This window comes from Gimesia chilikensis (assembly GCF_007744075.1).
GTDB classification, from domain to species: domain Bacteria; phylum Planctomycetota; class Planctomycetia; order Planctomycetales; family Planctomycetaceae; genus Gimesia; species Gimesia chilikensis_A.
The window spans coordinates 1,258,495-1,280,993 of sequence record NZ_CP036266.1 but is presented as its reverse complement, the minus strand read 5'-3'; the positions used below and the strand labels follow the sequence as shown (position 1 = coordinate 1,280,993).

Genomic DNA, 22,499 nt, shown 5'->3' with positions numbered 1-22,499 from the left:
AAACTATGCTTACCACGCGTTAAAGAATACCACCACCGGCTCGGCCTTCTTACATAGTTTCACCCATGACGATTGTGTTTCCGGAAGAAATTTATTCGTCAGCCGTCTTTTCGAAGACGAGGATATGCTGGCGGGGGAGCAGGCCGATGGTCTCTTTCCACTTGAGATTCAGTTCGGGGCGGGAGACCTCTTTTTTGGCCTGGGCCTCGGACATCTTGTGAACCAGCTTGATGGGGACGGTCGGATCTTCCTTACGGTATTCGACCAGCACGACGCGGCCCTTGGGCTTGAGTGCCTTGGAGATCTCCCGCATCATTTCATAGGGAAACTCGAACTCGTGGTAGACGTCGACCATGATTGCCAGGTCGATGGACTCCGGTTTGAGGCCGGGCGATTTCTGTGTTCCCAGGACCGGCACCACGTTATCGACGCCCATTTTGTCCAGCTTTTTCTTGAGCAGGTCGAGCATCTCCTGCTGCACATCGACGGCGTAGATCTTTCCTCCCGGAGTGACATGTTCGGCGAGGATCACTGAGATCACGCCACTGCCCGCACCGATGTCGGCAATGTCCATACCGGGCTGCAGCTTGAGAGCTTTGGGGAGCAACGACAGGCGTTCTTCCCGTTCGCGGGTGGTGCGTTCCAGCCAGGGGGCGCCCTGGTAACCCATCACGCGGGCGATTTCACGCCCCAGGTAGAATTTGCCGATACCGTTGGGGTCGTGTTCGTCGAGGCGATAAGAATAGCGGTCGTCCTGCGTGTCGGACTTCTGTTTCGTGGCAGCAGGCTCGGCGGCAGCTGCGGATGTAGCCAGCCCGATGAGGACCAGGAGAGCCAGTGGGTAGAACCGGAAGCAGAACATATCGGATCGGAAAAGCTTCGACGTGGGTTTCATCAGATCTCCTTAAACCGTATTAACGGAAAATCAGGAGACCGGTTCTCCCGTTTCCGGATTGCGTTCGTGTCGCTGCATGATGGCCGCCCATTCTTCCGGGGACACTTCCTCTGCCTCGTCCACGAGCATCACCGGGATTCCGTCGCGAACGGGATACTTGAGTCGCGTCGCCGGATCGACAGAGACCAGAAAGTCACCGTCGCAGACCAGCCTGGCTTTGGTTTTGGGGCAGGCAATGATGTCCTGTAAACGTTGTGGATCAAAGGCCATTGATAATTACTCTTGAACGACTGTCTCTGAATTGTAACAGAAGGGGGCGGAGATCAATAGTTTTCTCTGAAATCCGCCCCGCTTCAATCTTTTAAGTGCGGCTCTGATTAGAAGCCACGCAGTTCCTGAATGTCTTTGAAGCCGCGGAGTTCATAGTCGATGCCGACATAATCGAGAACGGAGCAAAGTGCCCGGACTGCGACGCCGATTCCATCGGGGCCACTGAATCCGCCGAACTGTCCGCCCCCTTTGAGGTGTGGCTCGACTTCCAGGAAGACGCCGGGCACGCCCAGTTTTTTCATCTTCTTGTCCATCTTGGGGAGCATGTCGCGGAGTTCCCGCAGGATGAACTCATGACCGGCATCACCCACGTTGGCGGGAACGAAGTTTTTCAGACGCTCTTCATCAACCACGCCCGTCCATTCCAGATCCGTATCGACGGCGTAATCTTTGATGTGCAACCAGCCCATGGATTTGCTCATGTCGTGGAATTCGCTCAGGCACTGCATCGCGTCTTTGTTCTGAGCGGCGATGTTTCCACCATCGTAAATGGTGACCATGTTGGGGCGTTTGACTTTGCGGGCCAGTTCGGCCAGCAGCGGTCCGGTTTCCCCGATCAGGTTGGGCTCGATTTCGAGACCGTACACGAGACCTTCCTTGGCACACAAATCGACGATTTCCCCGATCTGATCAACGGCCTGGTTCATGTAAGGCTTGGGATCTTCACCCTTAGGCGGGTAGAAGGAGAAACCACGGATCAGCTTGGTGCCGAGGGTGGTCGCAGCGTTGATTGTGTTGGCGACCTCTTTCTTGAGGTATTCCTTGAAGGGCACGAAGACGTTGTGTGAACCATCTTCTTTGTCAACCAGTTTGATCTTACCAACGCGGGCACCGATGCTGGTGACGTTCATGCCGTATTCATCGTGCAGTTTGAGCAACTGCTTGTATTCCGATTTATTCAGATCGACGACATGCTTGACGTTCCCATCCCCGTTCACATCGATAAAGCGGGGGCTGTAGTATTTCAATCCCAGCGCGGAGAGTGCCACCATCTGTTCAACAGCGGTTTTATGATTGGCGGCTTCATCAGCAAAGGCACTTAAAATGACACTTGGATTATCGGACATGACGGAGATCAACCTTTTTTGTTTCTAAATCTAAAGCGGATAAACGTGGAACAATCAGCACTCATATCGGGGCGGAGACTATTCCACTTTGAAAGTAACCGGCCAGCGCTGCAGAAATTTCGCGTGATTTCCCAGTAAAACAGGACCGCGAAAACAGACCAGTTCCCGGCCATTTTGACAGGTTGGAGCCAAGTTTCAAGAGCTACGCGAAGTTCGCCCCTGCTTTTTCAGAGGCTCGTTAAGAATTCCGTCGCGAACCGTAATCAGACAATCAAACGATCAGGTCGCATGCGGGAGGCATTACGCAAATGCATGGTCATCGCGGCGGATGCGGTCTCGGCATCCTGCTGTTTCAGTGAATCGAGGAGCACCAGGTGATCGTAGAGCCCCCGCGTCATGATTTCGGGTGTCTCCCCGGCTGCAGAGTAGGATACCCGTTTATAGCTCCAGCATTTATGGATGGCTTCGCAGATCGGCAGATTGCCACAATGGTCGGCGATGCTCAGATGCAGGGCATAGTCAAAATTACGGGAAGCGGCACCCCACTTCTGAACCTGTTCTACAGACTGATCGCCGTCTTCGTATTCCTGCTGACAGGTTTTGACCCCGGCAGCCAGCTCCTGCAGACGCTGAATTTCTGCAGCGCTGATCCGTCCGGCGGCCATCCCGGCGGCAGATGGTTCGAGCAGCAGGCGGAGTTCGTGAATTTCCACGAGCCAGTTTTCGGCCCCTTCCCGGACGACGGCCCGGTGATTTTTCTGCTGAATCACGATCCCGTCGGCCTGCAGGCGTGCCAGGGCCTGAACGACCGGGGTCCGGCTGACGCCAATCTCGCGAGCGAGTTGTGTGCTCTTCAGTTCTGTTCCGCCGGGCAGTTCACAGCGAATGATCCGCAGCAGCAGTTTCTGGTACACCTCATCGACCAGGGAGAGACTCTCGTCTTCCTGAAGTGAGTGCAATTCCGTGGATTCGGTCAGCAAACTTGTCTCTTTATTCACAGGGATCTCAGTTTCTCAAGAAATACCGGGGCGGGACTCTGCTACCGGGGCGGGAAAAGCTCGAAATCTTTTCCTCTGCCGCGCATCTGCGGGCTTGACAAAACGGCCAACCCGCCATAAAGTGAATTCACTTTCAGGCTATCCGAGGGGGCCACCAAGCACCACACCCCTGATTATAGCAAGGAACCGCGAATTTACACCTTCGAAAACCACATATTTTGAATTCACTTAGGGATTAACTAATGAGTCCAGCAGGAACACTCCCCAAACTGAAAGCCGGCATGGTTGGCTTCGGTATGATCGTCGATGAAACCTATCGTCCTTTCTTCGAAACGGTTTACAAACAGGACCTTTACCAGCGGTCTACCGGCCCGGTGGAAGTTTCGCTGGACGCAGTGGTCACCCGCACCGGATCCCGGGCCGAGAAGTACCTGGCAGAGCGCGGCGACAAAGTCGGCGGCTTCCAGAGCTTCGTCGGTGATAACGCCATCGAAGAGATGATCGAAGCGGGAGTGAACTTCGCCTGTGTCGCGTCTCCCGATGACCGTCACTTCGATGCCTGCAAGAAGCTTTTAGGGGCAGGCGTGCATGTAATCGTGGAAAAGCCGTCAGTCCTCTGTCTGCAGGAACTGGACGAACTGGTGGCTCTCGCTGAGAAAAACAATGTGACTGCCAAAGTGGTTTATCACAAGCTGTTCGATCCGGATCATAAGCGGATGCGTTCGCTGGTTTATGATGGCGTACTGCAGCATGTGAATAACGGGTACTGCTCGCTGCTGGAACCCAAGGCAATTTCAGGTCAGCAGTTCGCACAGTGGATTACCGGTCGTAACCCTGGAACCTATGTCGCCGTGCATTACATCAAACTGATCGACTTCTCGTTTGGTGGAAAACTGAAAACCATCACCGCCGCCGGCCAGCGGGGTCTGGTAGGCGACAAAGATGGCCCGACCTGGGACAGCTGCCAGATGAAGATGGTTTACGAATACGAATCGGGCCGCGAAGCCGCCTTCGATATTCAGACTTCGTGGGTCACCCCGGATAACTTCCCCGGCTATGTCGAACAGGAAGTTCAGTTCCGCTTCGACAATGGTCTGTGGAACGGTCACTCCCGTAAACGCGGTGTGGAATGCACCGTGGAAGACAAAACGCCGAACGAGATCAAGAACTCGTTGAACAACCACTTCAACGCTCCGTTTGTAGAACCCTGGAACGAACGTTCGCAGCGGGGTTATGGAATTGAAGTGATCGAACAGTTTGCGAAAGAAGTCGCCCAGGTCGAGTTCGGCGGTCCCGAATCGGAACGGGCAGAACGTCTGGCGCAGATTCGATCACTGGATTACAACGACCTGTCGGCGGATCGTCAGACCGTAGCTGCTGTCCAGGCACTCGAAGCCATTCTGGAAAAACGGGCTGCGGGCGAACCGGATTGCGTCGTGCGTGTAAACGACGAAAACGGTGGCCTGGTGCTGTATCGTCCTGGTTCGAGCGAATTCGAAGTGCTCTACGAAGGAACCGTTTAACCCTGCTACCAGATTCGTGCCCCGGTGCCGGATCAACATTCATTAACCATTGTCATTTACCTGTTATGTAAAAGAGATCATCATGACAACTGCCATTCACTTTGATAACGAAAATCAGTCTAACGCGGTGCGGGACGAACTGTTCCAGACCGAACCTCTGGCCCTGCGAACCTTCACCCCCAGCCAGGCGGTACTGGCCAAATCCGCCGGCTGCTACCACTGGACTCCGGAAGGTCGTCGTCTGTACGACTTCACCTCAGGCGTGCTGGTGGCGAACCTGGGTCACAACCCTCGTAGCTGGATGAAGCGGTTCAGCGAATACATGGGCTGGAAGCCAGAACATGTGACCGGCGAAGGGGAAGGTGAATACTTCGAAGCCGTCACCCTGACTGCTTACAACGCCGTCACCCCGATTGAAACGGAAGCCAGCAAACGACTGATCGCCAACATTCAGTCTTTCACAGGCGGCAACCGCTGCGACAAAGTCATGTGGGCAGCCTCCGGTTCAGAAGCAGTTCAGAAGGCTCTCTGGGCCTGTCTGCACCGCGATCCCGCACGGGACATCATCCTGGCGACCCGCTATGGTTTCCATGGTAAAAAGGGTCTGGCGGGTGCCGTCACCGGTTCGGAAACAGATGCCGACCGCGATCCGCGCGTGAAGTTCATCAGCTTCCCGCGAACCGAGTGCGACGACATGAGCAAGAAAGACGATGTGCTGGATACCGCTGCCTACCAGAAAGAACTGGAAGACATGTGGACCGAGTACGGCTCACGGATTAACTGCCTGATCACCGAGCCTTACCTGGGCGGTGGGGGCAGCTACCATCCGCAGGTGGCTTACCACAAAGTGCTGCAGGACTTCTGCCGGGCACACGACATCATGCTGATCTTCGATGAAGTGCAGGCCAACTTCGGCCGCACCGGTTGCATGTACGCTTTCGAAAAATACCAGGTCGAGCCCGATTTCGTCGTGCTGGGTAAAGGCCTTGGAAACGGAGTACCTGTGGCTGCAGCCGTGGGTCGCAGCGATGTCATTGCCAGCCTGAAATACGGCGAAGCCTCTGACACCTGGAGTGCCAACCCGCTCTCTTCTGCATCCGTACTGGCGACACTGGACGAGTTCGAATCGACGGACGTGATGGAGAACACACAGAAGCTGTCTGCTCTCTACACCGAAGGTCTGCTGAGCCTGAAAGAGACTGGCGTCATCGCCAAGGTCCGTGGCGAAGGCATGGTCTTCGGAATCGAATGTGCCGAACTGGGTGGCAAGACCAGCCAGGAAGTCGCGATCGATCTGGTCAAGACCTGCTACCTGGGTGAAGAAGGTGGCGACGGTATTCACCTGCTGGGTGCCCTGGCCGGTAACGTACTTCGCGTCAGTCCGCCGATGACAATGACCGAAGCCGAAGCGAAAGCATCGATCGCCCTGTTGAAGCGGCTCTGCGAACAGCTGGCTGCTCAACTTCAGGAAGCTCCTGCCTCCGCTTAAGCGGAGAAGCGACTGTTAGAAAATGAAACAGGCCCCGTGTGATGCGGGGCCTGTTTTTTTATTTGTCGTCTTGATTCAGATCAGAGCTGACGCTGATTGCGCCACTGTTCCATCTGTTCTGCGTTCATACCGGGAGGCGGCTGTTGGGTGTTGTCTGCAGGTGCGGAAATGCGCCGAGGCGACTGAGGAATTCCGGCGGGTGCCATTCCCTGGGAAACGGCGTTCTGCACTGTTTTCGCTGATGGCTTCGCTTTGGTGTAAGCGGCCTGTTTGGCAGTTCCCTTTGCACCGGCACTGGAAGAGACTCCAGCCAGCATGAGCCGGTTCTCTTTTTCGCGGCGGATTTCATCCAGCCAGTATTGTGCTTCGTTGAACTCGGGCTTCAGCAGGACGGCCTGCAGAAACTGCTGTTCGCTGGCCTGCAGTTCGCCACGATCTTTCAGGATGTAACCGATGTTGTAATGTGCTTCCGCTTCGCCGACGGCGCGGATCAGGTGTGGCATTGCACCCTGGTAATCTCCTGAAGAGGCCATCGCGATTCCCAGCTGATAGCGGATGTTCTTGTCCGCGGGAGCGGCTTTGATCGCTTCGCTCAACAGGGGAATGGCTTTATCCCATTTCTGTTCGGCTGCATAGAACTGACCAATGCTGGCACGAACCTGGGGATTTTTGGGGTCCATCTCCAGAGCTTTCTGGAAACCCTTCTCTGCCTCGATTTTGCGACCGGCAACCTGGTCCAGACGTGAGAGTCCGAGTACAGCGTCGATCGATTTGGGATTTTCTCCCAGAGCCACCTGATAGGAGGTGCGGGCCGATTCAAGATCGCCCATCTTTTCCTGCAACTGGCCGTGTGTCACGTAAAACTTGTCGGGGTGCTTCAGCCTCTTTTTCGCGACGGAAATCTTTTCTTCCAGCGTGTCCGGCGGCTGATCATTTTTCTTGACGATCTGATCTTTCATGGAAGAACAACCGCTGCAAATCAATAACGCACAGGCGATTCCAGCGAGCCAGGTCTGTTTTGTAAAACGTGTTACGGGCATGTGATCCCCTCCATGAGATACAGCAGCGAAACTTTTTTGATTTTCTCAGTCGGTACTCCGAAAATCAGACCTTCTGACGGGTACGGCGTTACTGCTGAGGCTTGGCAGAACGTTTCAGTAACCGATACAGAACAGAATGATCATGAGTCAATCGAGGTGTCTGACAGATCTTCGTAACTTCCGATCTGACAGGATGTTTGGGATAGGATTTATAACTGACAGAAGAAGCGTTGTGCTGCCTCTGCGATAACTTGAGTGGAAAGAATGGGTTCCTGTCCTTTAAATCGACAAATTGACTGAAGAATCTCCAGTAAATCTCTCGGGTCGCTCGAGCGCGGGGACTGACCCTGGTTGTAATAAGTGTCATACAGGTAATCTACAAAGACTGGGTCGTACTGCAGATTTCGCTGGTGGCAGCAGAGCTGCGCGATTTCGGTAAACAGTTCCCGTGTGGGGGGACCGATGTGAATCTTGTGACGAATCCGGCGGAGGAAGGCTTCATCGACCAGGTCTTTGGGATCCAGGTTAGTGGAAAAGACGATCAGCTGTTCAAAGGGGACCGCGAACTTCTTACCGGTTGCCAGCGTGAGATAATCGGTCCGGTCTTCCAGCGGCATAATCCACCGGTTGAGAAGATCCTTGGGGCTGACCAGTTGCCGGCCGAAGTCGTCAATCAGAAACACGCCGCCATTGGCTTTGATGTGTAGTGGGGCGGTGTAGAAGTTACTGGTTTTGTTGTAGCGTAAATCCAGCATCTCCAGATTCAGTTCCCCGCCCGTGATAACGACCGGACGCCTGATCCGTCGCCAGCGCAAATCGGTTTCCGGTTTACTCCAGTCTTCCATGTCAGGTAGAGAGGTTGCCGTGTGTCGCTGGACGGATGACGCATCCAGGAATTCATGGTCGTCTGTCGTCTCATGAATGGTCGGATCGAAGAGGGTAATGATGCTGTTTTCCATCTGCAGCGCGTAGGGCACATGGATCTCGCCGCCTTGCCGATTCAGGAAGCGTCCCAACCCTTTGGCGATCAGTGTCTTGCCATTACCCGGCGGGCCGTAGATAAAAATGGATCGTCCACTGCAGACAGCGGGACCAAGTTCTTCCAAAAGCCCTTCACGAATGATGAAATCGGAAAAGGAATCTTCGAGCCGTTCCGGCGTACATTCGATGCCAACCACAGTCTGTAATTGACACTGGCGGACGTAGGCATCCAGCGGTACCGGCGCCGGCCCGACATAGCGGCACTGTTCGAACGCTTCCCGGGCGCGGACCCTCCCGAGTTCTGTTAAGTGGAATCGATAAGAAGACCGCCCGATGACATTGCCGGACGTGACTTCGATGCACTTCTCTTCTTTCAGAAAGATCAGAGCCGTATCGATAATGCTGAACGGCAGATGCGCACTGCGGGAAATTTCGAGCCCGAGGGCACTTCCCTGCAGATACAGCTGTTTGAGTACCAGCCCCGACAACTGCACCAGCGACAGGCCGGTTTCTTCGAGCGTTTTTGGGGCCGGGATCGCTGCGCCTGGGGAACGCTTGCGCATGCCTGCTGTGCCTGTGATCCGTTGAGCGGAACGGGGTGTAGCCCCTGTGGGTTTCGGCTGGTCATGTTGCGGAAACAGATCGCTGTACAGATCAGCCACATCCTGTTTGGGGGCAGCGATGCGGGGCTCATCTGATGGGGTATCAGGTTGAGCGCGAAATGCTGCCTCGGCAGCATCCCGCGTTTCATCATCACCAGGTCGATCAATCATGCAACAGCGATACGTTCAAATTAAACGGAGCAGGAAAAAAGATTTAGAATCAGACGACAGGCGGCACTCGGTTTAGTTGCCGCCGTTCGATGCTGTTCCCCCGCCGGGTGTATACAGAATCCGGGGTGGCAGAATTGAACCGATGTAAGCCCGGTATTTCATGTCCTCTTCTCGTGCGGGGCGTCCGTAAGTCGGTGCGAGACGCAGCATCGTGGGAGGCAGGTTGTCATCGCCGGCCATCTGAGAAGCAGCGTACTGCACATTGGCCAGACGTTCCTGGCTTTCAATGGATTCATTGGCCGACTGAACAAAGACGGTACGACGGCTTTCAGGTGCGTGGGTGAGAATCCAGCGGAGATGCATTAAACCGGCTTCGGTTAACTTGTTACTGTCTTTCTCGAAGTGATATGCATACAACGTGGTCTGGTCGGCCCAGCCATTGTGCATCTGTCTGTCCATGACATCACGTACGTAAGCCCGATCTTCACACTGATAAGGGTAAGGCCAGTAGTGGGCGTGATGGTAGCGGTTCCAGAAGTGCTGCTTGGGACCGGTCGGCCGGGGATAGGGAGGCCAGAGTTCTCCGAACTTGTATTTCTGTCGAGAGCCAACGGGGCGTGCTGCGCGCTCAGCCCATTTTGCTTCTTTTTCAGCCTCTTTGCAGGTATCGCAGGACCAGGGCCAGCCGGCCTGGGCTTCGTGCCCCTGTGTCAGGCTAAATGCAAAAATCACAAGTAGATACGTACTCCATCTGACGGCAGTCGTCATGCCATCTCCCCCCTGTGTTAGTCAGATTTGGTGTGTCTCCCTCAATCCGCAATCATCATTCGCGTCAGCCCGACCGCGCATGAATGGAGACAGTCAGTACTGGAGTTATCGGCAGCGAAGAGGTCCGGTCCTGACGGGAAAAACGATTCTGCCGACAGAATGAGTGAGATAATTTCCCACTGATGCTGTGCGAAAAGCCTGCTGCGCGACACGCCAAACTGGTTCCCCTGGTGACCCTCTTTTTTTTGAAAGAGGCAGTTCCCTGCGCAGCTTTGTTTAGAAACCGCCTCTTCAAAAATTCTTCATAGAACTGGCACTGATGAGGAGCGGAATTCTGTTGTGTGAGCCTGTTAAACTCGTGGTACGCTCACTACACTTTCGAGTATCGCAAAACTGTTCGGCGCCCGACAGACGGCGGTCACCTGGAATGACCATTTCTATTTTCTCTGAAAACAGTTATTCTACACACATAGAGACAGAGAAGATCCTGTAATTGATCAGAGCTCTGATCGCAAGTTTTCGTAACCATAGGTCGAAACGAATCGAGATCGAGATGGATGCGGTTGAGATACCAGAGAATCAATCCGGCTCACAGTTCTCAGAACGTGACGCAGCGCAAATCGCTGAGGAATTGAAACTCACATCACAACAGATTCAGAATGTGATCGCGTTGCTTGATGAAGGCAACACGGTTCCTTTCATTACGCGTTACCGTAAAGAACGTACCGGCAACCTGGACGAAGTTCAGATCCGCGATATTCAGAAACGGGTACAGCTGAAGCGTCAATTGCGCGAGCGGGCCACTACCATTCTGCGTCTGATCGAAGCCCAGCAGCAGCTCACTCCGGAACTCAAAGCGGAAATCGAAAAGGCCGATACGCTCAAACGTCTGGAAGACCTTTACCGCCCTTATCGTCCCAAGCGCACCTCCCGTGCCGCGGCCGCCCGTAAGCATGGCTTCGAACCACTGGCCAATGCGATCTGGGCCGGCGATGCAGGGCTGACGGATTTAAATGTCGCCGCGGAACAATACATCAAAGACGAAGAAGGCGCACAGACGACCGAAGATGTTCTCAAAGGGGTCGCCGACATCCTGGTGGAAAAGATCGGCGAAGATCCCGATGTGCGCGACATCTCCCGTCGGATTGCCTGGCGTTCCGGAAAACTGACGGTCAACGCGACCAAAAAAGCAGAAGAGCTGGGCCAGGAATATCGCGATTATTTCAACTACTCCGAACGGGCCGTGAAGGTTCCCCATCATCGGACCATGGCACTTAACCGCGGAGAGAAATCGGGAGCGCTGCGGGTTCGGTTTGAGTGGGAAGAAGAATCGGCGCGACACTCCATTGTAAGTCACCTCAAGCTGGAAGGTCATCGTTTCAGTGAGTTTCTGACCGAAGTGGTTACCGATGCCCTGCAGCGTCTGATCCTGCCGAGCCTGGAACGGGAAATCCGTCGCGAGCTGACCGAGAAAGCCGAAAAACATGCGGTCTCTGTCTTCGCCCAGAACCTGAAAAACCTGCTGCTGCAGCCTCCCCTGCAGGGAGAACGGATTCTGGCGATCGACCCGGGTTTGCGCACAGGCTGTAAACTGGCGGTGCTCGATGAACTCGGTTACTGCGTGGCGACCGACCTGGTGTATGTGACCGGCTCTGCAGAGAAGAAAGATTTCGCGCGGAACAAGCTGGCCGACATGATGACCGAGCACAACTGTAAGCTGGTCGCGATTGGAAACGGCACCGCGTGCCGGGAAACGGAAGAGATCATCACCGAGATGATCGAACAGAATCTCCCCGAAGCACGCTACCTGATTGTGAACGAAGCGGGAGCGAGTATTTACTCTGCCAGCCCGGTCGCCCGTGAAGAATTTCCAGACTTGGACGCAACGATTCGTGGCACCATTTCGATTGGCCGCCGCTTACAGGATCCATTGAGTGAGCTGGTAAAGATCGATCCGCAGCACCTCGGCGTGGGCATGTATCAGCACGATGTGAACTCCAAGCGGTTGAAAGAGTCGCTGGATGAAGTGATCGAATCGTGTGTGAACTACGTGGGAGTGAACCTGAATACTGCGAGTGCTTCGCTGCTGCGACACGTCTCGGGACTCAACCAGTTGATCGCGCGACGGATTACCGAATGGCGCGATCAGCACGGTTCGTTCCTCAGTCGGAAACAACTGCTCGATGTCGCGGGGATCGGCGAAGCGACCTTCACCCAGGCCGCCGGCTTTTTGAAAATTGATCGGGGCGAAGAGCCACTCGATTCCACCTGGATTCACCCGGAAAGTTACGAGTCGGCGCATAAGGTGCTGGAACAGCTGGAACTGCCTCCCGACAGTCTGAAAACATCGGCCCAGGAACGGGCTTCGATTCTGGAGAAGGTTTCCCAGATCGACAAGCAGGCGCTGAGTGGAAGTCTGAAGATCGGTCTACCGACACTGGAAGACATCCTGGAAGCCATTGCCCGACCGCCACGCGATCCGCGTTCCGATCTGCCGGGGCCCATCTTCAAACAGGGTGTGCTCAAGCTGGAACAGCTGACCGAGGGCATGGAACTGCAGGGCACCGTTTTGAACGTGGTGGACTTCGGTGCGTTCGTGGATGTGGGCCTGAAAGACAGCGCCCTGATTCACGTCAGCGAGATGGCGAATCATTTCATTGAAAGTCCTTATCAGTTCGTCTCGGTGGGTGATGTGATTACCGCCTGGGTGCTGGGAGTCGACCTGGAACGCCGCCGCGTCTCTCTGACATTGATCAAACCGGGAACAGTACGACCGCCGCGAAAATCTCAACGCGGACCGTCGAAACCCGACGAGCAGAAAAAGCCGGACAAGGCAAAACAGGACCAGGGCGATTCCGCTGCGAACCGCAAGCGGAAACCCGGCAAAAAGAAACGGAACAAGCCTGGTAAAAAAGAGGCCCCCCTGCCCAAACTGACCAAGGAAATGAAAACCGGAGATCAGCCACTCCAGGGTTTCGATCAACTCAAGGCGCTCTGGAATCAGAAAAAGAAATAACACGACCTGCGAGTCTCGCAGAATTGCTGAAGAAATACGATGCAGAAGAATCAACGCGCACGCACATTTATCGCTGTCCCCGTTCAACCAACACGAGGACTCCGTAAAGTTCTGGAAAAGCTGAATCAGATGGGGTCGGCGGTGAAACCGATCCCCGAAGATCAGATGCATATCACGCTCAAATTCCTGGGGCCGACAGAGCTCGAAGACATCATGCCCGTCAGTCGCGCTTTGAAAGAGATGCGGAATCGCTTCAAATGCGTCCGGCTGGCTTTCAAAGGTCTGGGTGCGTTTCCCCGCGAAGATCGACCGAATGTGGTCTGGGCGGGTATCAAAGACGAATCCCTGCTCGCAGAGATGGCAGAGTACCTCGAAGCCGAGACCGAAAAACTGGGCTACCCACGGGAACGCAAAGGCTTCCATGCTCATCTGACACTGGCCCGTATCAAAGCCAAGCCGCCGGAAGAACTGTTCCAGCTGTTGGCTGATCGGCGGGATGCGGAGTGGGGTGAAGCGACGCTGGACACGCTCAAGTTCTTTCGCAGCGAACTGAAACCGCAGCGGGCCCAGTATCATGAGATGCAGACAGTACGGCTGCCCCCGGCACCTAAAAAGAAAAACCAGGCAAAGTCCCTGGATTCAAACGAATCTCAATCGTGATGCCCAACCGGGCCTCACGCCCTTGACTCTCAGGGCGTACAGACGGGGAAGTATTCCCTGCTATGAAGCTGATTGTCGCTCTTGCGGGAGCACCTGTCGCGGGCGAAAGAGGATGAAGCGAACCAGCAGTCCAGCGACGATCAGTGCACAGCCGACAAACGTCGAGACCGTTACCGTTTCTCCCCAGAAGAGCCAGACCCAGATCGGGTTCAGGATCGGTTCGGTGAGCACCAGCAGGGCTGCTTCCTGCGAGTTGACTGTTTTGACTGCGTGTGAGAACACAACGTAAGGCGTCCCCAGTTGGATGACGCCCAATAGTGCCAGCAGAAAAAACTGCTGGCCGGTCAGCGTGATGTCGAGACTCCAGACCCAGGGCGCGACGATGGCTGCGGAGGTCAACAGGCAGAGGGCGACCAGCCAGGCCGGATGTTCGTCGCGGAGTACTCGGAAGAAGATCACCACCAGTGCGTAACAGACGCCGCTGGTGAGGGCAATCAGATTACCGTCATAGTTTTCCCCGGCCCAGTCGCCGGCCACGATGCAGAGGATGCCGGCCAGGACAATCAGGATGGACAGGACCGATCCGCGTTCGATGCGTTCCTGCAGGAGAAAATAACCGAAGAGCATCGCCCAGACAACGCTGGTGTTCTGCAGGAAGATGGCGGCGGCAGCGGACGTGCGGGTCATGGCGGTGACGAACAACAGGTTCATCGTGGCGAAGGCGACCAGCAGTGGAATCAGGGCGGGACGCCAGCGCATGTGCCGAAAGCGGACCAGGGGCAGCAGAAACAGGCCAGCAAACAGGGCCCGATAGCAGGCCAGGATCAAGCCGCGATCCTCAGCCGGGATCGACTGGAACGGCGGCGACTTGATGAACAGACCGCTCAGGCTCCAGAGAACCGAGGCGAGGAGCACCAGCAGCCGTGCCCGGTACAGTTTTCCACGATCGACGTCGTCGGTCATTTGCAGTGATTCCTGTCCGCCGGGCCCCGGCATTCCCACTCAAGCGGTCGCGGCATGTTAAGGAGTCGCAGCAGCGATGGCATCGGGAACCGCGATCGTCCCTTCGTAAAGGGCACGGCCGATGATTGCGCCGACCAGCCTGGGTTGTGTGCGGCTGACTTCGGCCAGGCGGGTGACATCGTCGAGGGTCGTCACACCGCCGGAAGCGATCACGGGGAGACCGAGTTCGGCCAGCGCGATCATATCCTGGATGGTCCCTTCATCGACGCCCTGCATCATGCCGTCGTTGGCGATGTTGGTGTAGATCACTGCGGCCAGTTCCACGCCCACGTATTCTTTCGCCAGGTCGATGGCCGAGGTTTCAGAGACATCGAGCCAGCCTTCGGTGGCGACTTTGGAGTCGCGGGCGTCGAGACCGAGTGCCAGCCGCCCCGGATAACGGGTTGCCATCTCTTTGAACCACTGGGGATCTTTGAGTGCCTGGGTGCCGACGATGACGCGGTCGATACCAACGTCGTCCAGCATCAGCTTAATGGAGGCTTCGTCGCGAATGCCGCCCCCCATCTGGCAGGGAACGGAAACGGCTTCGACAATCTTGCGGACGACTTCGTGATTCACGGGCTGACCGGCTTTAGCGCCATCGAGGTCGACCAGATGCAGACGCTGTGCGCCGCCGTCAGCCCAGCGGCGGGCCATTTCGGTGGGATCGTCGCCGAAGATGGTCTCCTGTCCGTAATCGCCTTGTCGCAGACGCACACATTTGCCTCCCCGGATATCGATGGCGGGCAGAATTTCCATAGCTGAGCTGACTTTCTATTTTTCTGATACTTATTTCGGATGGTGTCGAATTAAAACGCAGCGAAGTTCTGCAGCAGTTTCAGGCCGGCGTTCTGGCTTTTCTCGGGGTGAAACTGGCAGGCGACCAGATTGTCGCGAGCGACCATCGAGGCGAAGCGACAGCCGTAATCCGTCCAGGCGGCAACGTCGTCGTCATTATCGGGGGCCACATAGTAGCTGTGAACGAAGTAAAAGTGTTCGTGCTCGGGAATGCCGGCCAGCAGGGGATGCGGTCGAGTGGCGTCGATCTGGTTCCAGCCCATGTGGGGGATCTTCAGACCGGGCTGATCCTGAAAGCGGACCACCTTGCCGGGAATGATGCCCAGCCCCTCGTATTCGCCGTCTTCGTAACTCACATCGAACAGGAGCTGCAGCCCGAGGCAGATGCCGAGAAAGGGTTTGCCCGAGTTGGCGTGTTCCAGAATCGGTTCCACCAGGTTCTGATCCTTGAGGGCCTGGATCGCATCGCGAAAGGCGCCTACGCCGGGCAGAATCAGTTTGGAGGCTTTCGCGATTTCCTCGGGGTTTGTGCAGATCTGTGCTTCCGCGCCCACCTTTTCAAAGGCCTTCTGGACGCTCCGCAGATTTCCCATTCCGTAGTCGACAATTGTAATCATAATGCCTTCCAGGCTAAGTTCTCAATTTCATGCGTACATTGACGCTGAAATGACACGTCTGGCACACTAAAGTTCTATATTTGCGACCGATTCTAGTCTCTCGAACCGTTTTTGTGAATGATGCCCGCAAAAATGCCCTGTATTGTAAATGGCGTGTGCCAGACTGCCTGATCCGGACGGTGCGGAGGGGACCAGCAACGGCTGCCATGCCAGAGCCGGATGAATCAAATTGCCGTGGAGATCAGCCCAGGTGAATTTTAGTTGACACTATACATAATGGTGTTAGATTGAGGCTGAATCATAAAAGGTCCATCAAAAATTACACGAGTCGGCTTCATGATATTCACCGATTGCAAATTACTTCGAGACACGGGTGGGGTGTTCGCTGAACTCACTGTTGTGGATGTGAAGTTCCGTGCGCAATCAACCACTCAACCGGATTCCGCTGCATTGTGGTACGGAACACTGATTCCAGCATCTTGCATTTCTATCTCAGAATCGGACGTATTTTCGCTTCAACTTACAGAAACCGTAACGGGGGTCATTCGCTTCCTCGAATCGTCAGATCAGGGCAACACCAACATACGATTTTATGGCGTTGCAGACAGACCGGATTTGGCAAACCCTCCCGAGATGGAACCAGCCGCTAAAAAATGTGCTGAATGTAGATCATTGTTTTTTGGCTCCGCATCACAGATGGACGGACTATGCCCCGAGTGTGCTCACTATCTTTATGGCTACTCTAACTGTGATCACATCTTTTCTCAGAAGACCTGCTCTCAATGCGGATGGGATGGTTCTGAGTCTGAATACATTCGCCAGATCAAACGACACGATGATCACCAGCCAGATTGACGTGTCTATTCAAAATAGCGGATCACCATATGTTGGAATCGAAACTATGAATTTCCGATATGCGGCAAGCATCGTCTTATTGTCGCTCTTTAGCTGCACCCCTGATGAAACCAGTATTTCACCAACCACAGACGGCAATCCTGTTGAAAGATTTTGCGCACTTGTTGCGAGAAGCCAGTTAGAGGAGGCAGCTCAGTTAGTTCGCGCTCCCGCACGTTTCTACGAAGATGAAGAAGGTTACTGGGTGATGGCTTCTCCTGGTAACGGATCAGAAAGAGAGTGGACTGTTCGCGCACTGCCCGACGTTTGGATGACCCGTTTTAAAAAAGGGGTCTTGAAATCAAAGAATTTAGAAGAAACCGAAGAAGACGATCCCGCTTGTTCCTTTCTGCAAACGGACATTATGTGCGATCCATTACAGGCGACCGTCACATTTGCTCCGGAAACGAACGGGATAACGCTCGCCATTGACCCAATCGGCGACCGGAAGAATTATACACTGGAATAGTCTCTATTTATTACATCGTAGAACCGTACGATGAACCCAAGCCGAAACTCATGAGTTATCCTGGCCGTTCTCGAGGGTTGGTTTTCTGAGACAACAGTTCTCCCAGTTGAGTTACCGGCCGTTTTTCCACTGGTGGTAGTGTTGCGTTCCCCGTCCGGCCCGGGTGTGGTTGTTTGTGTTGAGATCCCAGCGGCCCTGGGTTTCGTTGACATTCTCGCCCGACTGGTAGGTCAGCTGGTCGGCAGACGTCCATTCCTCGACCCATTCGTCCTGCCAGTAGAGGGGGATGCCCAGGATCCATTTGATGAACTGGGTAAACAACAGGCAAACCGTCAGCAGGACCATCATCAATAGTGCGAGGATGGGCAGCAGCGGTCCCAGATGGCAGATGCGTTCGGCAAGCGGCCAGATTTTTGGCCAGCCGAGCAGGACGAGCAACGCTCCCAGGCTGAGGTAAGGCCCAAAGGGAATCTCGCGCGAGAGCTTGAAGAAGATGGAAACGGCCACCACCAGGAGGGCACACAGGGGGGAAATCACAAATACGGTGACCGTCGCCTGCCAGCCCAGGAAGCTGCCGATGACGGCCATCAGAATGACGTCGCCGAAGCCCATCGCTTCCTGGCGTAACGTCCATTGACCGATGACGCGGACGGCCCAGACGACACCGCCGCCCACCACGAGCCCTACCAGACTGACGGCCAGCCCGTGCAGGTGCGGATAGGTGACGACCCACTGCGGAATCTTTTCGACAATGAAGTGGTGCCGATAATCTTCCGGGAAATAAACTCCGAACAGGCGGACCACCGAAGGCTCCTGAAACCAGACCGGCACCAGGTAGAGTACTCCGAAGACAAACGCGCCGACCACCCCCACAAACAGGGCGGGCATGGTACAGCCATCGGGGATGATTTTGTGATCGAAGTCGATAAAGGTGGCGATCATCAGGGATTCGATCAGCACCAGGTGATAGAAGTAACGCAGGTTGAGCAGTCCCGCGGGAGAGAGCCAGGAATCGACGGTCACCAGGTCGGGTGCATAGGAGGAAAAGAGGCCGCTGTCCTGGAGCAGTGCGCCGGCTCCCAGGGGAACTTCGGCGCAGTAGAGCAGTACGAAAATCACGCCGTTCAACAGTTCCACGAGTGCTTCTCGGTGCGAGCGGCGGTAGGAATAATTCGAGTTTTTCGACCGCGTGAGATAGACCCCGATGAGGGGCAGATGATAGCGGGAGCCGAGGTGCCGCATGCGACGGAAGACCCGTTTCCAGGCGGCCCCCACTTTTTCCTCGCGGGGAATTTCCTCGATGCAGAGGTTGATGATCCGCCCCAGTGCGGTTCCCAGCAGGAACAGCAGTGTCAGCATCAGGTAAGGATTGATACCAAAGGGGGTCATGATCGGAAATGCTTTCGTTGTGGATTAAGAATCGGCATCCAGGGCGGCGATAATTTCAGCGACGATTTCTGTGACCGTTTTGCCGCCGGTCTCGATGGTGAGGGTGGCGGCATCGCGATAGAAGGGATCGCGTTGTGCGAGCAGGGTCTCGACTTCTTCGAGCTGCGAGTTGCTGGCGGTGAGCGCCGGACGCCGACTGCCGGTTGTGCTGTCGCCGTCGATTCGCTGGATGAGGTCGGCGGCGTCTGCTTTGAGCCAGATCACCGGACCGGCCTGTTTCATTTCCGCGCGGGTCTGGTCATTCAGGATCGCACCGCCTCCCGCGGCGATCACGCGTTGATCGCCGGAGAGCAGTTGCTGCATGACCGACCGTTCGATCTGGCGAAAGTGGGGTTCGCCTCCCTCGGCGAAGATCTCGGCGATGGTTTTCCCGGCGACGCGTTCGATTTCATCGTCGGCGTCGATCCAGTTATAACCGCGTTGTTCGGCCAGGGGGGCGGCGACGCTGCTCTTGCCGCTGCCTCGGTAGCCAATCAGGGTGATCAGGGACATGCCAGGCGTTCCTTAGAGTTTCGCGACCGCAGAAATCCCCTTGCGAAGCGTGTTCCGCATCACATCCAGGGGGGCTTCCTTACCGGTAAACAGTTTGTATTGCGCTGCCGCCTGGCGTACGAACATTTCGATTCCGGAAACGGTTTTGCAGCCCCGCTCGCGTGCCTGTTTGAGCAGCAGCGTATTTTCGGGATTGTAAACTGTGTCGAATACCAGCATGCCATCGAGGATGAAGTTCTGGGCGAACGGCGTTTCATTGACATTCGGATGCATGCCGACCGAGGTGCCGTTGACCAGAATGTCATAGTGTCCGCTGCCCCGGTTTTCCCAGGTGGTGTGGGCACAACCGAGATCCTGGGCCAGCTTTTCGCCGCGTACCCGGCTGCGATTGGTAACCGTTAACGCACCGCCGGCATTGATGATCCCGGCACCAATCGCACGCGAGACACCGCCTGCACCGAGGAGCAGTACCTGTTTGCCGTCGATGGGATCATCGGAGGATTTACCTTCCGGATCGAGGCCGAGCCGGATGCTGTCGAGGGCGGCATCGTAGTCGGTATTGCGGGCCTGCCAGACGTTTTTATCATCTTTATAGAGGGTGTTGGCCACTCCCATGGTTTGGGAGGCCTGATCCGCGGCACCCGCGAACTTGAGGGCGCCTTCTTTGTGCGGAATGGTCACGCTGTAACCCTGGACGTTGAGGAACTCGAATTCCTTCAGCGTCTCTTCCAGGCGGTCTTTCGGAACGCGGAAAGGCAGATAGACGCCGTCCAGTTTATCGTGCCGAAAGGCGATGTTGTGAATCAGCGGGCTCAGGCTGTGGGCGATGGGATCGCCGATCACACCGTAGACGGGTGTTTCGGGGCCGATCTGATCGTAGCGGTAGATCTGGGTCATTTCAGAAAAGGCGAGCTGCCCCGGTGCCATTTCCCGTTCGCGACTGAAGGTGGCATACGTAAAGGGAGAACCGTACTTGCCGCAGAGAATACGACTGATTACGCCGTACTCACCCATGCAGAATCCGACGGTGGGAACTTTGGCACTGGCCACCAGCTTGAGCATGCGAATCGAATCGCCGGGGGAGTTGGCCATCGTGACCAGCTTGACGATATCCGGGTCTTTCTTGCAGAGCGACTCGTGAATCTCTTCGAGGTTATCGGGGGTCTCATCGAAGTTGTGATGACTGATGATGCGTTTGGTTTTGCCGTAGCGGGGAATCTTATCAGCGATGTCATCTTCAATGTCGACGTATTCGACTTCGGAGACGATGGCGGTTCGCAGCAGGGCCTGCCGCTGTTCTTCGGAACCCTTCCAGCGTCCTTTATCTTCAGGACGCCGGCAGGTGATGACAACCGGGGTGGGCCGGTCTTTAATCAGTTTCGTGACGTCTGGCGTCCGGGCAATCCAGTCCAGCCTTAATTCAACGAGTTCGGCCCCCTTCTCGGAGAGCGAGCGATGTTCCATCATCATCATTTTGTGCCGGGTTCGACCGATGCTGACACAAATCATGGGACTGTTTCGACTTTCTATATGGGATCTGAACGATTCCACGGACGGTTCCGGACGTACCTTCCCCTAAACCTGGAATCAGTAAGCGACATTAAAGTGTTCCCCAGTGTAACCAATCTCCTGAAGCGACTCAAACAAGAGTCTGACCGGAAGTCAGGTTTATTGCCCGGTTTCAGGCTCTGTGATGGAACTCTGCGGAGGGCCGACAGACTTTTCCCCTCACTCCGACAACGACTGGTGGGGTTAGAGGGATTATACCACCACCGGAATTCGGGTTGACCAAATATAACGAACGTTATATAACGATCGTTATATTCACAGATTCAAATACTTTCACCAGGAGAAAATCATGATTCAAGCGACAGATCAGAGCGTGCATGGAGACGGCTACGACTGCTTTGAAGCGGGCCCACTGGAGAGCTGGACGCGGTTCAAGCTCACGCCGCCGGATTCGCCCATGCCGGTCCGTGGGAAATATTTTCTACGGAAGCTGCTGAACTCAGACGGGCTGGAGATGTCGGTCAATGTACTGCCCGCGGGCCGCGAGATGCCGTTCGTCCATCGCCACCAGGCTAACGACGAGATTTACTTCGTGATCCAGGGCCGGGGACAGTTTCAGGCGGGGGAGGAGCTGATTGAGGTTTCGGACGGATTCTTTATTCGACTTTCGCCTGAAGTGCCGCGCGTCTGGCGAAACCACAGCGAGGAGCCGTTATACTATCTGGTGATCCAGTACCGTGCGGACAGCAGTGTGACCGGCGGCACCCTGGATGGCGAACGCCTGGAACAACACCCGATTGTCTGGAAAGAGAGTCCTGCAGATGAACCAGCCCCCGGATCGGAAACAACGCTCCCGGAATAAGATTCTGGACGCCGCCCTGCGTACGTTCAAACAACAGGGGTACGTCGGCAGTGGCGTAGATGGCATCATGGAAGCCGCCGGAATGACTTCCGGCGCGTTTTATGGTCATTTCAATTCAAAGTCCGACGTGCTGGGCGAGGCCTTTGTGCATTCTTTCATCGAAGATCAGGCAGCGATGAACGGCGCCCTGAGTGAGTGTGAAACGCCGGAGCAACTGATCGAAATCATGCAGAAGTACCTGTCGAGTAAGCATTGCGAACAGGTGGAGGAGGGATGTTCGATCCCTCCTCTGCTGTCCGACCTGGGGCGTGCGGATGCAGAGACGAAGACCCGGTTCGAGGAGGTCATCCAGTGGATGGTCGCGCAGTTTCAGGAGCGCTCGGACAACGAATTCAGCCGCCAGGAAATTCTCGCAACGCTGGCCCTCTGTTTCGGCGGTCTGTCGCTGGCGCGCGCGGTCAACTCCCCTGCCCTGTCCCGACAGATTCTCTCCGCCTGTCGGAAGCAGTTGCCGATCCAGAAGTGCGACTAATTGTCGCATGTCGACTCGTTACCATCGCGCCTGTCGATGAAATTATGTTCGACTGCGGGGCCCGGTGCTCTGTAATCTAAACCCGGACTGTTTCCAGCCTTTCATATTTTCAGCACCGGGTTAGAATAGACTTTATGATCCAGATCTATTCAGGTTCCTGTGTTGTTACGCTGACGCCTCCCTTGGTACAGGCGTAACTGATTCCCAGGAGCAACCTGCCCGTATTGATACAACCTAGACGACATCCTGTAGTGGTCCACCGATCTCTTACGCTCACAGGAGTCAGCCTGGAAACAACGCCAGAAGTCCCCCTGGTTCAACAGAAAAGGCTGCAG

The 22,499-nt window shown here is 55.4% G+C and carries 20 protein-coding genes; 7 read left to right on the top strand and 13 right to left on the bottom strand.

Features of this window, described 5'->3' with window-relative positions; genetic code table 11:
* Positions 1-91: 91 nt before the first annotated feature.
* The 4 genes from HG66A1_RS05045 to HG66A1_RS05030 form a co-directional block, all read right to left on the bottom strand.
* Positions 92-895: a class I SAM-dependent methyltransferase gene (locus HG66A1_RS05045; RefSeq protein ID WP_145181140.1), complete on the bottom strand. Its 804-nt coding sequence runs from the start codon at positions 893-895 to the stop codon at positions 92-94.
* A gap of 30 nt (positions 896-925) precedes the next feature.
* Complete coding sequence (locus HG66A1_RS05040; RefSeq protein WP_145181139.1) at positions 926-1,165, bottom strand: Trm112 family protein; 240 nt, start codon at positions 1,163-1,165, stop codon at positions 926-928.
* Positions 1,166-1,272: 107 nt separating this feature from the next.
* Complete coding sequence (locus tag HG66A1_RS05035) at positions 1,273-2,292, bottom strand: sugar phosphate isomerase/epimerase family protein (RefSeq protein ID WP_145181138.1); 1,020 nt, start codon at positions 2,290-2,292, stop codon at positions 1,273-1,275.
* Positions 2,293-2,555: 263 nt separating this feature from the next.
* On the bottom strand, positions 2,556-3,272 hold the full coding sequence (locus HG66A1_RS05030) for a GntR family transcriptional regulator (protein WP_145181137.1): 717 nt from the start codon (positions 3,270-3,272) through the stop codon (positions 2,556-2,558).
* Positions 3,273-3,532: 260 nt separating this feature from the next.
* Here HG66A1_RS05030 and HG66A1_RS05025 point away from each other — a divergent pair, with 260 nt between their 5' ends.
* Positions 3,533-4,813, top strand: a complete 1,281-nt coding sequence (locus HG66A1_RS05025) for a Gfo/Idh/MocA family protein (RefSeq protein ID WP_197996988.1) — start codon at positions 3,533-3,535, stop codon at positions 4,811-4,813.
* Positions 4,814-4,895: 82 nt separating this feature from the next.
* Positions 4,896-6,302: an aminotransferase class III-fold pyridoxal phosphate-dependent enzyme gene (locus tag HG66A1_RS05020; protein ID WP_145181136.1), complete on the top strand. Its 1,407-nt coding sequence runs from the start codon at positions 4,896-4,898 to the stop codon at positions 6,300-6,302.
* Positions 6,303-6,382: 80 nt separating this feature from the next.
* Here the strand turns inward: HG66A1_RS05020 and HG66A1_RS05015 are convergent, their stop codons facing one another.
* The 3 genes from HG66A1_RS05015 to HG66A1_RS05005 form a co-directional block, all read right to left on the bottom strand.
* Positions 6,383-7,342 (bottom strand): tetratricopeptide repeat protein, encoded by a 960-nt coding sequence (locus HG66A1_RS05015; protein WP_145181135.1) that lies wholly within the window; start codon positions 7,340-7,342, stop codon positions 6,383-6,385.
* 209 nt (positions 7,343-7,551) lie between these two features.
* Positions 7,552-9,096 carry an ATPase gene (locus HG66A1_RS05010; protein ID WP_145181134.1) on the bottom strand — a complete coding sequence of 515 codons (1,545 nt, stop codon included), beginning with the start codon at positions 9,094-9,096 and terminating at the stop codon, positions 7,552-7,554.
* Positions 9,097-9,168: 72 nt separating this feature from the next.
* On the bottom strand, positions 9,169-9,864 hold the full coding sequence (locus HG66A1_RS05005) for a hypothetical protein (protein WP_145181133.1): 696 nt from the start codon (positions 9,862-9,864) through the stop codon (positions 9,169-9,171).
* 553 nt (positions 9,865-10,417) lie between these two features.
* On the opposite strand from HG66A1_RS05005, the gene HG66A1_RS05000 reads away from it, so the two are divergent.
* Both HG66A1_RS05000 and thpR read left to right on the top strand, forming a co-directional pair.
* The gene (locus tag HG66A1_RS05000) at positions 10,418-12,880 is read left to right on the top strand and encodes a Tex family protein (RefSeq protein ID WP_145181132.1); all 2,463 of its coding nucleotides are present in this window, start codon (positions 10,418-10,420) and stop codon (positions 12,878-12,880) included.
* 39 nt (positions 12,881-12,919) lie between these two features.
* A complete protein-coding gene (thpR, locus tag HG66A1_RS04995) occupies positions 12,920-13,540 on the top strand; it encodes an RNA 2',3'-cyclic phosphodiesterase (protein ID WP_145181131.1) in 621 nt (206 codons plus the stop codon).
* Between the two features lie 60 nt (positions 13,541-13,600).
* Here the strand turns inward: thpR and HG66A1_RS04990 are convergent, their stop codons facing one another.
* Genes HG66A1_RS04990 through hisH form a run of 3 tightly spaced genes read right to left on the bottom strand, consistent with a single transcriptional unit; the run spans position 13,601 to position 15,957 of the window.
* Complete coding sequence (locus HG66A1_RS04990) at positions 13,601-14,503, bottom strand: DMT family transporter (protein WP_197996987.1); 903 nt, start codon at positions 14,501-14,503, stop codon at positions 13,601-13,603.
* Between the two features lie 57 nt (positions 14,504-14,560).
* Complete coding sequence (hisA, locus tag HG66A1_RS04985; protein ID WP_145181129.1) at positions 14,561-15,301, bottom strand: 1-(5-phosphoribosyl)-5-[(5-phosphoribosylamino)methylideneamino]imidazole-4-carboxamide isomerase; 741 nt, start codon at positions 15,299-15,301, stop codon at positions 14,561-14,563.
* 50 nt (positions 15,302-15,351) lie between these two features.
* Positions 15,352-15,957: an imidazole glycerol phosphate synthase subunit HisH gene (gene hisH / locus HG66A1_RS04980; RefSeq protein ID WP_145181128.1), complete on the bottom strand. Its 606-nt coding sequence runs from the start codon at positions 15,955-15,957 to the stop codon at positions 15,352-15,354.
* A gap of 592 nt (positions 15,958-16,549) precedes the next feature.
* Here hisH and HG66A1_RS04970 point away from each other — a divergent pair.
* Positions 16,550-17,320: a hypothetical protein gene (locus HG66A1_RS04970; protein WP_197996986.1), complete on the top strand. Its 771-nt coding sequence runs from the start codon at positions 16,550-16,552 to the stop codon at positions 17,318-17,320.
* A 111-nt stretch (positions 17,321-17,431) separates the two neighbouring features.
* Here the strand turns inward: HG66A1_RS04970 and HG66A1_RS04965 are convergent, their stop codons facing one another.
* The 3 genes from HG66A1_RS04965 to aroE are packed head-to-tail and all read right to left on the bottom strand — an operon-like array spanning position 17,432 to position 20,770.
* A complete protein-coding gene (locus tag HG66A1_RS04965) occupies positions 17,432-18,709 on the bottom strand; it encodes a prepilin peptidase (RefSeq protein ID WP_145181126.1) in 1,278 nt (425 codons plus the stop codon).
* Positions 18,710-18,733: 24 nt separating this feature from the next.
* Positions 18,734-19,261 carry a shikimate kinase gene (locus HG66A1_RS04960; protein WP_145181125.1) on the bottom strand — a complete coding sequence of 176 codons (528 nt, stop codon included), beginning with the start codon at positions 19,259-19,261 and terminating at the stop codon, positions 18,734-18,736.
* 12 nt (positions 19,262-19,273) lie between these two features.
* Positions 19,274-20,770: a shikimate dehydrogenase gene (gene aroE / locus HG66A1_RS04955; protein ID WP_145181124.1), complete on the bottom strand. Its 1,497-nt coding sequence runs from the start codon at positions 20,768-20,770 to the stop codon at positions 19,274-19,276.
* A gap of 349 nt (positions 20,771-21,119) precedes the next feature.
* Here aroE and HG66A1_RS04950 point away from each other — a divergent pair, with 349 nt between their 5' ends.
* Both HG66A1_RS04950 and HG66A1_RS04945 read left to right on the top strand, forming a co-directional pair.
* A complete protein-coding gene (locus HG66A1_RS04950; RefSeq protein ID WP_145181123.1) occupies positions 21,120-21,632 on the top strand; it encodes a cupin domain-containing protein in 513 nt (170 codons plus the stop codon).
* Complete coding sequence (locus HG66A1_RS04945; RefSeq protein WP_197996985.1) at positions 21,592-22,164, top strand: TetR/AcrR family transcriptional regulator; 573 nt, start codon at positions 21,592-21,594, stop codon at positions 22,162-22,164. The genes HG66A1_RS04950 and HG66A1_RS04945 overlap by 41 nt, the downstream gene beginning before the upstream one ends.
* The last annotated feature ends 335 nt before the right edge of the window (positions 22,165-22,499 follow it).

Excerpts from the sequence above, each read along its gene's own strand:
- HG66A1_RS05045 (WP_145181140.1), bottom strand. The coding sequence starts at position 895 with ATGAAACCCACGTCGAAGCTTTTCCGATCCGATATGTTCTGCTTCCGG.
- HG66A1_RS05040 (WP_145181139.1), bottom strand. The coding sequence starts at position 1,165 with ATGGCCTTTGATCCACAACGTTTACAGGACATCATTGCCTGCCCCAAA.
- HG66A1_RS05035 (WP_145181138.1), bottom strand. The coding sequence starts at position 2,292 with ATGTCCGATAATCCAAGTGTCATTTTAAGTGCCTTTGCTGATGAAGCC.
- HG66A1_RS05025 (WP_197996988.1), top strand. The coding sequence starts at position 3,533 with ATGAGTCCAGCAGGAACACTCCCCAAACTGAAAGCCGGCATGGTTGGC.
- HG66A1_RS05020 (WP_145181136.1), top strand. The coding sequence starts at position 4,896 with ATGACAACTGCCATTCACTTTGATAACGAAAATCAGTCTAACGCGGTG.
- HG66A1_RS05015 (WP_145181135.1), bottom strand. The coding sequence starts at position 7,342 with ATGCCCGTAACACGTTTTACAAAACAGACCTGGCTCGCTGGAATCGCC.
- HG66A1_RS05010 (WP_145181134.1), bottom strand. The coding sequence starts at position 9,096 with ATGATTGATCGACCTGGTGATGATGAAACGCGGGATGCTGCCGAGGCA.
- HG66A1_RS05005 (WP_145181133.1), bottom strand. The coding sequence starts at position 9,864 with ATGACGACTGCCGTCAGATGGAGTACGTATCTACTTGTGATTTTTGCA.
- HG66A1_RS05000 (WP_145181132.1), top strand. The coding sequence starts at position 10,418 with ATGGATGCGGTTGAGATACCAGAGAATCAATCCGGCTCACAGTTCTCA.
- thpR (WP_145181131.1), top strand. The coding sequence starts at position 12,920 with ATGCAGAAGAATCAACGCGCACGCACATTTATCGCTGTCCCCGTTCAA.
- HG66A1_RS04990 (WP_197996987.1), bottom strand. The coding sequence starts at position 14,503 with ATGACCGACGACGTCGATCGTGGAAAACTGTACCGGGCACGGCTGCTG.
- hisA (WP_145181129.1), bottom strand. The coding sequence starts at position 15,301 with ATGGAAATTCTGCCCGCCATCGATATCCGGGGAGGCAAATGTGTGCGT.
- hisH (WP_145181128.1), bottom strand. The coding sequence starts at position 15,957 with ATGATTACAATTGTCGACTACGGAATGGGAAATCTGCGGAGCGTCCAG.
- HG66A1_RS04970 (WP_197996986.1), top strand. The coding sequence starts at position 16,550 with ATGGCGTTGCAGACAGACCGGATTTGGCAAACCCTCCCGAGATGGAAC.
- HG66A1_RS04965 (WP_145181126.1), bottom strand. The coding sequence starts at position 18,709 with ATGACCCCCTTTGGTATCAATCCTTACCTGATGCTGACACTGCTGTTC.
- HG66A1_RS04960 (WP_145181125.1), bottom strand. The coding sequence starts at position 19,261 with ATGTCCCTGATCACCCTGATTGGCTACCGAGGCAGCGGCAAGAGCAGC.
- aroE (WP_145181124.1), bottom strand. The coding sequence starts at position 20,770 with ATGATTTGTGTCAGCATCGGTCGAACCCGGCACAAAATGATGATGATG.
- HG66A1_RS04950 (WP_145181123.1), top strand. The coding sequence starts at position 21,120 with ATGATTCAAGCGACAGATCAGAGCGTGCATGGAGACGGCTACGACTGC.
- HG66A1_RS04945 (WP_197996985.1), top strand. The coding sequence starts at position 21,592 with ATGAACCAGCCCCCGGATCGGAAACAACGCTCCCGGAATAAGATTCTG.